This is a genomic window from Flavobacterium sp. (assembly GCF_023151265.1).
Classification (GTDB): domain Bacteria; phylum Bacteroidota; class Bacteroidia; order Flavobacteriales; family Flavobacteriaceae; genus Flavobacterium.
Window position 1 is genome coordinate 1 of the sequence record NZ_JAKLJH010000092.1, and the last position, 16,228, is coordinate 16,228.

At 32.2% G+C, this 16,228-nt stretch carries 11 protein-coding genes; 4 read left to right on the forward strand and 7 right to left on the reverse strand.

Annotation, left to right across the window (positions count from 1 at the left end):
• Window positions 1-70: 70 nt before the first annotated feature.
• The 5 genes from L6Q46_RS09445 to L6Q46_RS09465 form a co-directional block, all read right to left on the reverse strand.
• On the reverse strand, window positions 71-433 hold the full coding sequence (locus L6Q46_RS09445; RefSeq protein WP_291284095.1) for a hypothetical protein: 363 nt from the start codon (window positions 431-433) through the stop codon (window positions 71-73).
• Window positions 434-556: 123 nt separating this feature from the next.
• The gene (locus L6Q46_RS09450; protein WP_291284096.1) at window positions 557-2,464 is read right to left on the reverse strand and encodes an OmpA family protein; all 1,908 of its coding nucleotides are present in this window, start codon (window positions 2,462-2,464) and stop codon (window positions 557-559) included.
• A gap of 11 nt (window positions 2,465-2,475) precedes the next feature.
• A complete protein-coding gene (locus L6Q46_RS09455; protein WP_111565808.1) occupies window positions 2,476-3,384 on the reverse strand; it encodes a type IX secretion system membrane protein PorP/SprF in 909 nt (302 codons plus the stop codon).
• A 29-nt stretch (window positions 3,385-3,413) separates the two neighbouring features.
• On the reverse strand, window positions 3,414-9,251 hold the full coding sequence (locus L6Q46_RS09460) for a gliding motility-associated C-terminal domain-containing protein (RefSeq protein WP_291284097.1): 5,838 nt from the start codon (window positions 9,249-9,251) through the stop codon (window positions 3,414-3,416).
• A 10-nt stretch (window positions 9,252-9,261) separates the two neighbouring features.
• Window positions 9,262-9,744 (reverse strand): hypothetical protein, encoded by a 483-nt coding sequence (locus L6Q46_RS09465; RefSeq protein ID WP_291284098.1) that lies wholly within the window; start codon window positions 9,742-9,744, stop codon window positions 9,262-9,264.
• 266 nt (window positions 9,745-10,010) lie between these two features.
• On the opposite strand from L6Q46_RS09465, the gene L6Q46_RS09470 reads away from it, so the two are divergent.
• The 4 genes from L6Q46_RS09470 to L6Q46_RS09485 are packed head-to-tail and all read left to right on the forward strand — an operon-like array spanning window position 10,011 to window position 14,655.
• Window positions 10,011-10,514, forward strand: coding sequence for a histidine phosphatase family protein (locus L6Q46_RS09470; protein ID WP_291284099.1), 504 nt, complete (start codon window positions 10,011-10,013; stop codon window positions 10,512-10,514).
• Entirely contained in the window at window positions 10,495-12,579 is a 2,085-nt protein-coding gene (ppk1, locus tag L6Q46_RS09475; protein WP_291284100.1) for a polyphosphate kinase 1, read from the forward strand. The genes L6Q46_RS09470 and ppk1 overlap by 20 nt, the downstream gene beginning before the upstream one ends.
• 10 nt (window positions 12,580-12,589) lie before the next feature.
• Complete coding sequence (locus tag L6Q46_RS09480; RefSeq protein WP_291284101.1) at window positions 12,590-13,480, forward strand: exopolyphosphatase; 891 nt, start codon at window positions 12,590-12,592, stop codon at window positions 13,478-13,480.
• A 47-nt stretch (window positions 13,481-13,527) separates the two neighbouring features.
• A complete protein-coding gene (locus tag L6Q46_RS09485) occupies window positions 13,528-14,655 on the forward strand; it encodes a hypothetical protein (RefSeq protein ID WP_291284102.1) in 1,128 nt (375 codons plus the stop codon).
• Window positions 14,656-14,690: 35 nt separating this feature from the next.
• Here L6Q46_RS09485 and L6Q46_RS09490 read toward each other — a convergent pair whose 3' ends face one another.
• A complete protein-coding gene (locus L6Q46_RS09490) occupies window positions 14,691-15,029 on the reverse strand; it encodes a DNA polymerase III (protein WP_291284103.1) in 339 nt (112 codons plus the stop codon).
• A gap of 350 nt (window positions 15,030-15,379) precedes the next feature.
• On the reverse strand, window positions 15,380-16,228 hold an 849-nt coding region (gene dnaX / locus L6Q46_RS09495), incomplete at its 5' end, for a DNA polymerase III subunit gamma/tau (RefSeq protein WP_291284104.1).

A 16,228-nucleotide genomic window follows, 5' to 3' on the forward strand; every position in this document is an offset into this window, starting at 1 on the left:
AAATAGTCTATGTCATAATTTTCTGGAGTTTCAAATATGTTGCCTCCGTAATAATAGTAATAATAATACATTAAAATAACTGATTACAAATTGCACATTTTTTTCCTTTTTGCATCGTACGTGGTCGTATTGCACTGCCAACTTCTATTGAAACAATATTTGTTATTTTACGTGCTTCACAAACTGAATTTACAGAATGCACTTCAGCACAGAATCCAATAGTAGATTTGTTATATTTAGTTCCAATTTTACCAAAAACATTTAAAGCATTTATAAGTTCATTGGAATAAATATTTGCTTGTAAAATTTTACCTGAACTTTCTACAATTCGGGTGTTTTTGTATTTAGCTCCCGAAACATATGAGTGATGTCTTCTTTTCATTTGACAAAGACGAGCTTTCCTGAATATCTTTCTTTCTAATATTTCGTCCATTTTTTTCTATTATAACAGCTAACAAGTAAACATTCTCAAATATATAAAACTTTTATTACATAAAAAAGCAGCTATTACGAGAATAACTGCTTTTATTAAAAATGATATAGATATGTGTGTAGGTTACATTTTTAGTACGATAAATTCGCTTCGTCTATTTTTTTGATGTTCTGCTTCGCTACACGGAACGTCGTCTGAACAATTGTTTACCAATTGTGTTTCTCCATATCCTTTTGCTGTTAATCGGTTTCTGTTGATACCGTTTTTAACCATAAACTCTAAAGTAGATTTTGCTCTTCTGTCTGATAACAGTTCGTTGTATTTGTGCGTTTGTCTACTATCGGTATGTGAACGAATATCTATTGTCATGTTTGGATATTGGTTCATAACGGCTATGATTTTTTCTAAATCTTCTGCAGCATCTGGGCGAATATTCCATTTGTCTAAATCGAAATAAATAATACTAACATCTAGTATTTTTGCTAAATCGGTTCCTACTTCAACAGGGAAGATGTTGCGTTTTAATTCGATATCTAACTTAGATTCACCTGTTTTTGTTACTGGACCAAATGATTTTTCAGTAGTTTCATATTCTTCTTTTGATGCTCTTACGTAGTATTTCTTATTACATTCAATTTTAAAGGAATAGGAACCTTTATCTGAAGAAGTAGTTTCGCTAATTTTATTCATTTTATCATCAAATAATATCACTTTAGCATTTGGTAAAATTGCTTTTGTGTCAATATCTGTTATTAAACCAGTTAAAGTATGGGTACAAACGGTAAATGTATAAATGTCATCATAACCGCTTCCGCCATCTCTGTTAGATGAGAAAAATCCTAAACTCTCTTTGTTGGTAACGTAACCAAAATCGTCCATTTGACTGTTCAATGGTTTTCCAACATTAACAGGTTTTTCAAATGAATTATTAGCTGATTTTGCTTCAAAAATATCTAAACCACCAAGTCCAGGATGTCCATCAGATGCGAAAAATAAATTGTTATCAGCATCAACAAAAGGGAAAGTTTCTCTTCCTTCAGTGTTGATGGTTGGTCCTAAATTTTCTGGCGAACCAAAATTTCCATTAGAATCGATTGACACTTTATACAAATCAGAATTTCCAAAACTTCCCGGCATATCTGAAGCAAAATACATGGTTTTCTCATCTGGACTCAACGTTGGGTGAGCCGTTTTGTAATTATCATTTGAAAACGGTACTTCTTTTACATTCGTCCATTCGCCATTAACTAGTTCGGCTTTGTAAATTTTCTCCATGATAACCTTATCATCACTTTTACGTTTTTTACCGTCGTTGTAGTTGTTTCGGGTAAAATACATGGTTTTGCCATCTTTTGTGAAAACAGGAGAGGACTCGTTGTATTTGGTGTTTACTGTTTTAGAAAAATTTTCTACGCTTCCTAATTTTCCGTCATTATCAATTGAAGCTACGAATAAATCTGTAAAATTTTGTTTGGTCCAATCGTGAATTTTTGAATACTGATTGCCTTCGCTTCTTGAGGAAGTAAATACAATTTGTTTTCCAAAAAATGTTGGGCCATAATCATAAAACTCTGAATTTACATCGGTTTTATCCATGGTATATTTTCCAGAAACGGCATCAATATCAGTTAAGTAATCTTTGTTCTCTTGAAATAATTTGGCTCTAGTATCGTTTGTTTTTTGAGCAAATAATTCCATGTACTGATTTGATTTTTCGTAATTACCTTCTGCTTTTAAGGCTTGAGCATATCTAAAATAATACTCTGAATCTACTTCTTGATTTAGGGCAAAAAGTTCACCATACCATTTAGACGCTTTATCTAATTCTCCATTGAAATAGTAAGCATTTCCTAATTTTTCAAATAATTCAGCAGATTTGTATCCTTTTTCGGCCACTTTCTCATAAATTTCGATTGCGTCTATATAGGAGTATTTGTCGTATTTTTTGTCTGCTTTGTTTAGCTTAGACCCTTGTGCAAAAGCACCAATTGTGATGCTTAAGACGAATACTAGTGTGTATAATGTTTTCATAATCGGAAAATTTAAAAGAATCTAGGTGCTGAAACTCTACTTCTGTTGAAAAACTCATAGCGTAGGAAAATCTCGTGAGAACCTGAATTGTAGTTAGCAAGTTTAGTTGTCTCTAAATCATAACCATATCCAATAAACCAAGAATCTGAAATTTGAAATCCAGCTAATGCACTCACGGAAGCATCCCATCTATAAGCCGCACCTAATGTTAGTTTATCGAAGAATAAGAAATTCGCAGTAACGTCAGCTTGCAGTGGAGCACCTTCTACAATTTTACTTAAAAGAGCAGGTTTAAAATCGATGTTTTCACTTAATGTAAATACATGTCCTGCAATAAAATAGAAGTGCATTTTTTCTTTTGTAATTTCAATATTGTTGTCATTATATCGATACGATTCGAAAAAGCTTGGTACAGATAATCCAAAGTAAGTTTTATCTGAAAATAGATATAATCCAGCTCCTACATTTGGAGAAAATTCGGTATCCATATTTTGAAATTGTGGATCTGTTGGGTCAAAAACTCTAAGTTTGTTTACATCTAATTGAAACAAATTAGCGGTTCCTTTTAAACCTAATGACAATTTATAATTTTCAGAAACTTGAATAAAATAAGCCAAATCTACCGAAAATTCATTTTCAGAAACGGGACCGATTTCATCATTGACAAAATTTAATCCTACTCCAAAATTAGAATCTCCCACGGGCATATTTATAGAAAAATTATTAGTTACTGGCGCTCCGTCTAATCCAACCCACTGATTTCTATGCAATAAAAAAGCGGTGATTGTTTCCCTAGAACCCGCATAAGCAGGGTTAACTAAAGGAGTATTGTACATATATTGAGTATATTGAGAATCCTGTTGAGAATAGCACATACTTTGTAAAATGAATGCACAAATTATAGTTAAAATCGTTTTCATCTTGTTCGTATTTAAGTTGCTTTAATCTATTAACGGTTTAGGTATAAATATCCTGTTTTTTCATGATTCTTATTTTCTTCATCTGTATATTTCAGAATGTAAAAGTAAGTTCCATCTGGTAAAAGTTCATTTTTATTAAGAGTATTTCTACCTTCAGAAATACCTTTGAACGATTTAAGAGTATTATCATAACCTGTTTCGTCATAGACTAAAATTCCCCATCTGTTATAAATTTCTACTGTATTATCTGGATAACATTCAAGTCCGTCGATGAAGAAGAAATCATTTGAAGTATCATCGTTAGGTGAAACTGCGTTGTAAACGGTAATTTCACAAGCAGCTAACACAACACAATCATCATTTACATTCAAATACACTTCATAGATCATAGGGCAAGAATTGTCTTCTAATTCAACCACATATTGAAAAGTATAGTAACCTAAAGTTACATTAATCGGATTAAAAATACTTCCTGTTAATCCACCCGAATTAGTAACTTCAAGCCATTCTCCTGTTGTAGGAATTGAATCGTCTAATATAGTAAATAAATCTATTGGATCATCTTCAATACAAATTGCGAAAGGAATTGCATCAAAAGGTTCTTCAACACTTACATTTATTGTTTGTGAAAAATTAGCTTCATTTCCACAATTATCAGAAATAATCCATTCACGTATAATAACATATTCATAAATTGAAATAATAGTTGAAGTTTCATTATAAACAACTTCTTGAACTCCGGAACAATTATCGGTGAATACTAATTCAGGAATTTCAGGAATTTCAGAACATGAAACACTAATTTGTGTGTTTAATTGAGTTGTTAAAGTTGGAGGAGTAGTATCAAATACAGTTATAGTTTGGGTATAACTTGAACTGTTATTACAGTTGTCAGTTATCGTCCAAGTTCTACTAATGATGTATTCTCCTTCGCATTGCGATTCTTCTCTGTCGATTGTATCTAAAACAGTTATAGTTACATCACTACAATTATCAGAACCTGTCATTTCTGCTGGATTAGGAACTGCGTCACAAGAAACAGAAATGTTTTGAGGAAGTTCACTAGTGAAAACTGGATTGGTGTTATCAATGATTGTAAATGTTGCAGTAGTTGAAGAACTATTTCCGCAATTATCAGTAGCTGTAAAAGTCACCGAAGCAGAACCAGTCGCTCCACAAGTATCAGAAACTGAAGTGAAGTTGTTACTCCAAGTTACTGAAGAACAAACATCAGTAGCCGATGCACCACCATTAGAAGCTAACCAAGCGTTTAAAGCAGCAGTGTTTCCATTTCCATCACATTGTACTTCTAAGTTCGAAGCTTGAGTTGTGATTGTTGGATTCGTGTTATCGATTATTGTAAACGTAGCAGTAGTTGAAGAACTATTTCCACAATTATCAGTAGCAGTAAAAGTCACCGAAGCTGAACCAGTCGCTCCACAAGTATCAGAAACCGAAGTAAAGTTATTACTCCAAGTCACATTCGAACAAACATCAGTTGCAGCAGCACCACCATTAGAAGCTAACCAAGCGTTTAAAGCAGCCGTATTTCCATTTCCATCACATTGTACTTCTAAATTGGAAGCTTGAACAGAAATCACTGGATTTGTGTTATCGATGATTGTAAACGTAGCCGTTGTAGAAGAACTATTTCCACAATTATCAGTAGCTGTAAAAGTTACCGAAGCAGAACCAGTCGCTCCACAAGTATCAGAAACTGATGTGAAGTTGTTACTCCAAGTTACGTTCGAGCAAACATCAGTTGCAGCAGCGCCACCATTTGAAGCTAACCAAGCGTTTAAATCAGCTGTGTTTCCGTTTCCATCACATTGTACTTCTAAGTTAGAAGCTTGAACAGAAATCACTGGATTTGTGTTATCGATGATTGTAAATGTAGCCGTTGTAGAAGAACTATTTCCACAATTATCAGTAGCTGAAGAACAAACATCAGTTGCAGCAGCACCACCGTTAGAAGCTAACCAAGCGTTTAAAGCAGCAGTATTTCCATTTCCATCACATTGTACTTCTAAGTTTGAAGCTTGAACAGATATTACTGGATTCGTGTTATCAATTATTGTAAATGTAGCAGTAGTTGAAGAACTATTTCCACAGTTATCAGTAGCCGTAAAAGTTACCGAAGCAGAACCAGTCGCTCCACAAGTATCAGAAACCGAAGTAAAGTTGTTACTCCAAGTTACGTTCGAACAAACATCAGTTGCAGCAGCACCACCATTAGAAGCTAACCAAGCGTTTAATGCAGCAGTGTTTCCAGAACCATCACATTGTACTTCTAAGTTAGAAGCTAGCGATGTGATTGTTGGATTAGTGTTATCGATGATTGTAAATGTAGCTGTTGTAGAAGAACTGTTTCCGCAATTATCAGTAGCAGTAAAAGTCACTGTTGCAGAACCAGTCGCTCCACAAGTATCAGATACTGAACTAAAGTTGTTACTCCAAGTTACCGAAGAACAAACATCAGTTGCAGCAGCACCACCATTAGAAGCTAACCACGCGTTTAAATCAGCTGTGTTTCCATTTCCATCACATTGTACTTCTAAGTTAGAAGCTTGAACAGAAATCACAGGATTCGTATTATCAATAATTGTAAATGTTGCTGTAGTTGAAGAACTATTTCCACAGTTATCAGTAGCTGTAAAAGTTACTGTTGCAGAACCAGTCGCTCCACAAGTATCAGAAACCGAAGTGAAGTTGTTAGTCCAAGTCACCGATGAACAAACATCGCTAGCTGAAGCACCACCATTTGAAGCTAACCAAGCGTTTAAATCAGCAGTGTTTCCATTTCCATCACATTGTACTTCTAAGTTCGAAGCTTGCGTTGTGATTGTTGGATTAGTGTTATCAATGATAGTAAATGTAGCAGTAGTTGAAGAGCTATTACCGCAATTATCAGTAGCTGTAAAAGTTACCGAAGCAGAACCAGTCGCTCCACAAGTATCCGAAACTGAAGTGAAGTTGTTAGACCAAGTTACCGATGAACAAACATCGCTAGCCGATGCACCACCGTTAGAAGCTAACCAAGCGTTTAATGCAGCAGTATTTTCATTTCCATCACATTGTACTTCTAAGTTAGAAGCTTGTACAGAAATCACTGGATTTGTATTATCAATGATAGTAAATGTAGCTGTTGTTGAAGAACTGTTTCCACAATTATCAGTAGCGGTAAAAGTTACCGAAGCCGAACCAGTCGCTCCACAAGTATCAGAAACTGAATTGAAGTTGTTACTCCAAGTCACATTCGAACAAACATCAGTAGCTGAAGCACCACCATTAGAAGCTAACCAAGCGTTTAATGCAGCCGTATTTCCATTTCCATCACATTGTACTTCTAAATTTGAAGCTTGCGTTGTGATTGTTGGATTTGTGTTATCAATGATTGTAAATGTAGCCGTTGTTGAAGAACTATTTCCACAATTATCAGTAGCAGTAAAAGTTACTGAAGCCGAACCAGTCGCTCCACAAGTATCAGAAACCGAAGTAAAGTTGTTACTCCAAGTTACTGAAGAACAAACATCAGTTGCAGCAGCACCACCATTAGAAGCTAACCAAGCGTTTAAATCAGCAGTGTTTCCGTTTCCATCACATTGCACTTCTAAGTTTGAAGCTTGCGTTGTGATTGTTGGATCTGTATCGTCAATAATGGTAAAGGTTTGTGTAATTGTTTGAGTACTACATGAAGTAATTATTGTATATGTTCTTGTTACTATAAGAGGACAACTACCATTTGAAGAATCAACATAAGATATAGTATAATTTAATTGATTGTTTGATACACTTCCGCCAGCATTAATAAAATCCTGAAGATTAATATTAACAGGTGTTTCACTATATACTAAAGGAGAAATTACAGAAGAATTGCAGCCATTTATATTTACAGATTGAGGAGATGTAATTGTTGGATTTCCAACTATGTTAATTTGTAAAGTATAGTAACAACCATTTGCATTTGGAGGCACAGCATAGTAATTAAAACTTCCTAATGTATTTGGAAATGGATTTGAACTTGTATATTCAATTGTACTTCCATTAATAGGATAACTGTTATAAAATTGTGTACCAATTGGATAGTTTGACGCAATCGAATTGAAAGGAACTTGAGATATTGGACTACAATAATTAAAAACTAATTCGGTAATAGTATTTTGACAGTTTTGATTAATGAAGTTTGTAGCATCAATCATTGTCGTTATAGGATTTAAAATAGGATCTCCAATACATAAACCACTTGTAACATAACCTTGAATAAAAGGTTTATTTATAATTTGAATTCCTGTAATTGCACCAATTCCATTTATATAACCATATAATGATGCAGAGGGGACACAATTTGGATTTTTTAGTAAAAAGCAATCCTCTGTTATTTTTATTTTATATTTTAATTCTCCTAAGATTGTTGTTGGAGTTGCTGGAACAGGTAATGTTCCAATATCCCAAATAAGAGTACCAGATGGACCATCATTTGGATTAAAATAAACATTATTTGGAGTTGGTAGCGGACTAAAATTAATAATTCCGCTTTGACTTCCATTTACAAATGTTGCTGTATATGGTAATTGAATTTTTATTTGAGCGTTATTTATATTTTCGGTTCCTTCATTAAGAATTTTGATGGAGTATTCAATTTCTTGGCCTGGAGTAACAGTTGTCGTAGAAGTCGCTGGTACACCATTAATTGTTACTAAAGACATGACTCCTTCAGGGTCTGGAATATAAGCGTCTACAGCCATTGCTGCCATAAAAATTACATAGGTATCTTGAGTTGAACCATATCTTAGAGTTGTGGATGTTTGATTGTTTGCAATTACAGAGTTACTTGGATTAGGAATATTAAACATTGAAATGTCAAGACCAGTATTATTAACAAGGTTTGGATTTCTAGTATTTCCTCCAGTTTGAATGGAAGAATTAAAGAAATTATTGGTTGAATTTCCTGAATGACTTAATGTTTGCCAATTATTATCACTAGATCTTTGTATATTGAAATAGTCACCACTAATACTTCTATCACCTTCACCTGCCATTAAACCAAGTTTAACATTAACTTGACCTGTTTGAACCGCATTAAATCCTGAAATAGGGATTTGGTGACTTAATGTTGAGTTTCCTTGCACATAGGCATGACCATCAAAAACAGTGACATCTCTCCATTTCATTTTTGAATTTTCATAAACAACAATAATTCCCCATCCTCCATAATAACCAGTTGAACCACCATTTCCTTCAACTAGCGCTATATCAGCTACAGTATATTGTCCTAAACCATTTGTTTTTACGTATTCAGTAATTTCAGCAAAAGCTGAATACATAAAGCCATCTGAGTTTTGAGGATAATAAATATCGTTTGTATTTGCAGTAATTTCAGTATATGATGATGAAGTAGGACCTTTAAGTTTAACTTTTCTTTTATTAAATGTTTTAGTAACTGAATTTTTAGTCACATTAAAAATATCGGGACTATTTGAACCATCAGATGATCTCCCCGTCCAGTATAAACCAGCAAAAACAACTTTAGAACATTCTGGAACAGCTCCATTTTCTGTTGAAAATGTTAAATTAGCGCTTGAAGAATTAAATGTATTAGAGTCGCCATCAATATCAACATAAATCATGTTGTTATTACTATTTGGCTCGTTAACATCATAATTGTTTAGTGTTAAATTAGTATTTCCAATTAAAGTAAAATCACCTTTAATATTAAAAATACTTGTTGAAGGAGAAGCAATAGGTTCACGTGAAGTAAAATTGACTCTCACTTGAGAATGCATTACAACACTCACCAATAAAAAGAATATTATGATACTATTATTTCCACCAAAACTTACACCTTTAGAGTAATTTTTTGTTTTCATTTTTTTAATTTTATTGTGGAACACTTATCTGATAGGTAATGAATAAATTAGGATTATTTACATTCAGTACTGAAAATACACTTTGGTAATCAGTCTCAATAATTACATGAAGTAATTCTAAATTTATCAAAGCATTCAAAGCAACTAAATCAATTGGAGCAATATTGTTTCTTATTCTAAGTATACAATATTTTAAATTTGATATTTCTAAAGCATTTAATTGATTTATCATATTCAAATTTTCATAGCGAATATCTAAAATGGTTCCTCTATTAGAATTATTAGAATTTCTTGAAAATTGATTGGATTCTAGTTGAACTAAATCTGTTGAATTTAAAACGGTAGTAAGTTTATTCTTCAGTTTTTGATTTGATTCAAAAGAAGTATCATTGCAATTATAAATTTGCTGGGCTCTTATGTTTATTGTAGAACACATTAAGAAAAGAGAGCATAGAAATAATGTTCTAATTTCAATTTTTAACAAACTTTCCATAATAATAATTTTTAAAAATTAATAATTACAGTAAGTTGATTTTAAGGTTGGGTTTAGGGGTGAAAATGAAGTTAAGTTTAAAAAGAAAATAGGGGAATAGATTATTATAACAATGCTAAATTACTCAAAAACTAACAGTTAGCTTTAATTAGATCAGTGTTTTCGATAAAGTGTTTAAAAAAATCTACTAACTAACTTAAAATTAGCAAAAGCTTTAACTTTTAATTCAAAAAAAAGTAGTAATTTGAATCTCTAAACTAATAACTATGAAAAATTTGATACTTATTAGGCATTCTAAATCGAGTTGGGATGCTCCAGTTCAGGATATTGATAGATCTATCTCTCAACGAGGTGTTCGTGATGCACATTTAATCGCTTCTAAAACACCAAAAATTTTACCTCCTTCTTACATTGTTTGGAGTAGTAAAGCTAAACGAACTCAAGAAACGGCTTTTATTTTTTCGCAATACTTGTCTATTCCTTTAGAAACGATTCATTTTTCAGAAGATTTGTACACTTTTGATGCTAAGAGCTTAGAAAAAAGTATAAAAAAATGTGAAAATTCATATGATAGCCTAATTCTTTTCGGACATAATGAAGCTATTACAAAATTTGTTAATAAATTTGGAGACCTTTATATAGATAATGTACCAACATCTGGTGTAGTTGCTTTGCAATTTGATACTGATGATTGGAATAACATATCAAAAGGACAAACTAAAGCAACATTATTTCCAAGCCAGTTTAAAAATGAACAATACTACAAATAACTATATAGATAGAGAAAAAAGTTGGTTAACGTTTAATGCAAGAGTACTTCAAGAAGCAAATGATGAAAGTGTACCTTTATTAGATAGATTTCGTTTTCTTGGAATTTTTTCCAACAATTTAGATGAGTTTTTCAGAGTTCGATACGCAGCCATTCGTCGTATGAGTCTTGAAACTAATGAAACCGAAAAAATTCTTGGTGTTCCAGCAGAGCAATTGCTTAAAGAAATTACTGATATTGTTATTGAGCAACAATCGGAAAGTTTACGCATTTTAAGTGAAATCGAAAAAAAACTCGAAAAAGAAAACATCTATATTATTAATGAAAATCAGGTTACCAAAGAACAGGAAGTTTTTATTCACGATTATTTTATTCAAAAGGTAAGTCCTGCTGTAGTAACTATCATGTTAAATGACTTAGAAGAATTTCCTTTATTAAAAGACACTTCAGGATATTTAGCAATTAAATTGGTTATGAAATCAGAATCTTCAACCGAAGAAATCAAGTATGCAGTAATCGAAATTCCAAATACTATTAATCGATTTGTAGTTTTACCTTCTAATTCTGAAAAACAGTATATCATTCTTTTAGATGATGTTATTCGTCTTAACTTAAATAGCATCTTTAATATATTTGATTATAAAAGTATTTCAGCTCACATGATTAAAATTACTCGAGATGCACAGTTGGAATTTGATAGTGATTTGAGTAAAAGTTTAATGGAAAAGATTTCCAATTCGGTTAAAGAGCGAAGAGTGGGCGAACCTGTTCGTTTTGTTTACGATCAAGCCATTGGTAAAGATACTTTGGAATTTTTCCTAAAAGGAATGAATATTTTAAGTTCTGATAGTATTATTCCGGGTGGAAGATATCACAATCGTAGAGATTATATGAACTTTCCACATTTAGGAAGATACGATTTATTATATAGAGAAAACTTACCACTACCAGTTCCAGGATTATCTTTAGAAGGTAGTATTTTAGAGCGAATTAAAAAGAAAGATTACTTACTTTATGCACCATATCAGTCTTTTTCTTATATCATTAAATTCTTGCGTGAAGCGGCTTTAGATCCAAAAGTAGCTTCAATAAAAATTACATTGTATCGTTTGGCTAAGAATTCGCAAATCGTAAGTTCTCTTATAAATGCTGCAAAAAACGGAAAAAAAGTAACGGTTCAAATCGAATTGCAAGCGCGTTTTGATGAAGAAAGTAATATTTCCTATTCCGAACAAATGCAAACCGAAGGAATCGAATTGATTTTTGGAGTAAAAGGTTTAAAAGTACACAGTAAAATTTGCGTTATCGAACGTATTGAAGAAGGAAGAGTTAAACGCTACGGATTTATTTCAACTGGAAATTTCAATGAAAATTCGGCAAAGGTGTACACCGATGTCACTTTGTTTACAAGTAATGTAGAAATTCTTAAAGACGCCGCGAAGATTTTCGATTTCTTTGATGTGAATTATAGAGTGCATCGATATAAGCATTTAATAGTATCTCCACATTATACAAGAACACGTTTTAATAAGCTAATCGATAGAGAAATTTTAAACGCTCTTTCTGGAAAAGAAGCGTATATTAAATTGAAAATGAACAGTATATCCGATTTTAAAATGACGGATAAATTGTATGAAGCGAGTAATGCTGGAGTTAAGATTCAATTAGTCATTAGAGGAATTTGCTGTTTAATTCCAGGCGTAAAAGGATTAAGCGAAAATATTGAAGCCATCAGTATCGTAGATAATTATTTAGAACATTCCCGAATTTATATTTTTGGAAATGCTGGCGATCCTGAAGTCTATATCTCATCAGCCGATTTCATGACGCGTAATTTAGATGCAAGGGTAGAAGTTACTTGTCCTATTTATGATGAAGAAATTAAAAAAGAACTAATTGAAACGTTCGAAATAGGTTGGAAAGCTAACGTAAAAGCCCGAATTCATTCTGCAGATTTATTAAATCAATACAGAAAACGAGGCGATGAAAAACCGTTCAGAGCCCAACAAGAAATGTACAATTATTACCAAAACAAATTAGATGTAATTGCAGAAGAGTTGCAATAATAAAAGATAAATGATTACAATAAAAAAATATGCAGCTATCGATATCGGTTCCAATGCCATGAGGTTATTGGTAACTAATATTGTAGAGCAAGAAGGTTGCGCTCCTCAATTCAACAAAAGTTCCTTAGTTCGTGTTCCTATTCGTTTAGGACAAGATGCTTTTACTGTGGGCGAAATTACGGAGGAAAATATCGACAGAATGATTGATGCCATGAAAGCTTTCAAATTATTAATGAAAGTACATAAGGTAGAAAAATATCAAGCCTGCGCTACTTCAGCCATGCGAGAAGCTTATAATGGTAAAGAAGTAGTCGAAATCATCAAAAAGAAAGCCGATATAAAAATTGATATCATCGATGGCAAAAAAGAAGCCGCTATCATTGCTGCATCCGATTTAAAACAATTCATCAGTACTGATAAAGCCTATTTATATGTGGATGTTGGTGGTGGAAGTACCGAATTTTCTTTGTTCTACGAAGGAAAAATCATCGCATCTAAATCGTTCAAAAACGGAACCGTTCGTTTGTTGAATAACATGGTAAATGAAGTAGTTTGGCAAGAAATTGAAAAATGGATTAAAACTAATACCGAACCTTTTGAAGACATCACACTAATTGGTTCTGGTGGAAATATCAATAAATTATTCAAATTATCTGAAAAACAACAAGATAAACCACTTTCGTATGTGTATGTAAGTTCGCAATACCAAAAATTAAACAGCATGACCTACGAACAAAGAATCGCCGAAATAGGTTTAAACCCAGACCGCGCCGACGTAATTATTCCTGCAACAAGAATTTATCTAAATGCGATGAAATGGAGTGGCGCAAGACATATTTATGTGCCAAAAATTGGATTATCTGATGGTATCGTGAAGGCGATGTATTATGGGAAGATTTAAAGATGTTAATTAGTTAGTTGAAGGTTACATACCGTTATATTAAGACTATGGAGATTTTAAAGAATAAACTCGAACGAATAACAGAGTTTTGGAATGATTTTGTTTGGGAGTATAAAACAATCCAAAATTGTATTCTTTGGAATGATGAAATCAAAACTAATTATTACGGCGATATTCTTAGTTATTTTAATGAAACTTTTGATATTATAGAATCAACACCAGAAAGAGGTGATTTTCAAAAAAGTATATTTTATTCCACAGGGTTATTGCAAATAATTTATGTACATCAAGATTTAACGGATGAATTATTAACAATTTTTAAAGTTGCAAAAAGTACTAAAAAAGACAAAGATCCAAATCGTGAAATTAGGAACGAATTAATAGGTCACCCAATCAATAAAGACCAAAAATCTAACGAATTACTTTCGTCAATTTTTTGGGGAAGAAATTTAACAACAAGTAATATTCATTATATAAAATATTCAAAAGATAATAATTTTTCAGGAATTGAGAAATCGTTTGCTGTTTCAGAAATTATTAACACTCACAAAACTTTTCTCAATAAATACTTTGATTTAATACTTGATAAAATTAGGAAGATATCGAAAAGCTATATTATTAAATTAAAAGAACTTGAAAATGTAATTTTAAAGGATGATTTTAATCTTATAGTAGAATTAACTTCAATTTTTTTTGAGCATATATTTATTACTGATTATCTATATAAAGAGGAAATACTGAAAGAATGTTATCAAAGAAAAGATGAACACATTCGGTATAGAATGGTAGTAGAAAATTTCAAAAAAGATCTTTTACAAATGTTGGTAGAAAAACAGGAGCAAATAAATGAAATTTGTTCTGAATCAACTTTAAATAAAACTTCAGATACCGAAATCTTTCAACCTAAAGTAAAAATTAGTTTTATTACAAGTGATAAAATAAATAATAATAAGTCATTTAAGAAAAAAGATTATCACTATGAAATCCAAAAGCTTTTTGTTAAACATCCAATTTGGGGTGTTTCATATTTTAAAGAAGAGTTTAAAGACGATGTAGAAATTCTTAATGAACTGAATAATATGGAAACCAATATTGACAATGATTTAGAATATTACAGTTCATTTTATTATTTGAAATCATTAATAAAATTAAAAATCGAACAGCCCAGTCAATAATGGCTGTTTACTTCATCAACTGATTCTTGATTTTCTTAAACATCCAAATCAAACGTCTTTCTCAACAATTCAATATTTGGATTAATTTGTTTTAAACGTTCAAATTTCTCTTGTGGAGTAAAAGCGTATTTATTTTCGGTAGTTTCATTTACTACAACTTCAATGGTAATATCGTGGTTGTGTAATTTTCCTCTTAAATAACCCATTAATTCATGACATCCCGATAAAAATTCCTCTTTCGTACTTTGATTTGGAAGTTCTAAAGTAATGGTGGTTCCGTTTAACGTTGGATCGTTCATTTGCATGTAAGTAGCTAATAAACGCTTGCCGCTATCGGTCATTTTTTGAGCAAATTTATTCCACTGTAACAACATATCGGTTTCGTTAAACGTTTCTGAAGGTAATTCTTCTCTGTGTTTTTGAAAAGTTTGTTGTTGGGCTTCTAACTCTTTTTTCGCTTTAATACTCGCTAATGAAAGTGCCGAAACTTTAGTTCCTGTCGGATTTAAATTGGTAAGAACTGGTTTCGGAATTTCAGGAACTATAGGAGCAACTACTTCGTTTTGAACTTTAGGAATTTCAGCAACTATTGGTTCTTTTACAACTGTTTCAGATACTATAACAGGTTTTGTTTCCTCAGTTGGAACCTGAGTTTTAACCGTTGAAACTTCCGAAATAGAGTAGGTGTTGTTCTTGTAATACGTAGCCGGAATTATAAATTTAGCTACTTTTTTTTTTCTCCATCAAAAGTGATAGAGGCTAATTGCATCAAACAAAGTTCAACTAAAAGTCGCTGATTTTGACTGACTTTAAATTTCAAATCGCATTCGTTTGCTAATTCAATTCCTTTTATCAAGAAATCATGCATTGCTTTGTGCGATTGCGTTGCATATAAGGCTTGCGCTTGTTCGCCAGCTTCCAATAAAGGTAAAGTAGCCGGATTTTTACACACTAATAAATCTCTAAAATGCGATGCCAAACCTGCAATAAAATGATGTCCGTCAAAACCTTTTGCTAAAATATCATTGTAAGCAACTAATAAATCTGGAATTTTATTTTCTAAAATTAAATCGGTGATTTTGATGTAATATTCAAAATCTAAAACGTTTAAATTTTCGGTAACAGCTTGTCTGGTAAGGTTTTTTCCGCAATACGAAACTACTCTGTCAAAAATAGACAAAGCATCACGCATTGCTCCATCTGCTTTTTGAGCAATAATATGTAGAGCATCATCTTCGTAAGCTACGCCTTGTTCTTTAGCAATTTCAGCTAAATGTTCTTTCGCATCTTTAACTGTAATTCTTTTGAAATCAAAAATTTGACAACGCGATAAGATCGTTGGAATAATTTTATGTTTTTCAGTTGTAGCTAAAATAAAAATGGCGTGCTTTGGTGGTTCTTCTAATGTTTTCAGGAAAGCATTAAAAGCTGCTTGCGAAAGCATGTGCACCTCGTCAATGATATATACTTTGTATTTTCCAGTTTGTGGCGGTATTCTAACTTGGTCGATAATACTTCTAATATCATCAACACCATTGTTTGAAGCCGCATCTAATTCGAATACATTAAACGA

Coding starts and splice junctions, on each gene's coding strand:
- L6Q46_RS09470 (WP_291284099.1), top strand. CDS start 10,011: ATGAAAAATTTGATACTTATTAGGCATTCTAAATCGAGTTGGGATGCT.
- L6Q46_RS09450 (WP_291284096.1), bottom strand. CDS start 2,464: ATGAAAACATTATACACACTAGTATTCGTCTTAAGCATCACAATTGGT.
- L6Q46_RS09465 (WP_291284098.1), bottom strand. CDS start 9,744: ATGGAAAGTTTGTTAAAAATTGAAATTAGAACATTATTTCTATGCTCT.
- L6Q46_RS09490 (WP_291284103.1), bottom strand. CDS start 15,029: ATGTTGTTACAGTGGAATAAATTTGCTCAAAAAATGACCGATAGCGGC.
- L6Q46_RS09445 (WP_291284095.1), bottom strand. CDS start 433: ATGGACGAAATATTAGAAAGAAAGATATTCAGGAAAGCTCGTCTTTGT.
- ppk1 (WP_291284100.1), top strand. CDS start 10,495: ATGAACAATACTACAAATAACTATATAGATAGAGAAAAAAGTTGGTTA.
- L6Q46_RS09460 (WP_291284097.1), bottom strand. CDS start 9,251: ATGAAAACAAAAAATTACTCTAAAGGTGTAAGTTTTGGTGGAAATAAT.
- L6Q46_RS09455 (WP_111565808.1), bottom strand. CDS start 3,384: ATGAAAACGATTTTAACTATAATTTGTGCATTCATTTTACAAAGTATG.
- L6Q46_RS09480 (WP_291284101.1), top strand. CDS start 12,590: ATGATTACAATAAAAAAATATGCAGCTATCGATATCGGTTCCAATGCC.
- L6Q46_RS09485 (WP_291284102.1), top strand. CDS start 13,528: ATGGAGATTTTAAAGAATAAACTCGAACGAATAACAGAGTTTTGGAAT.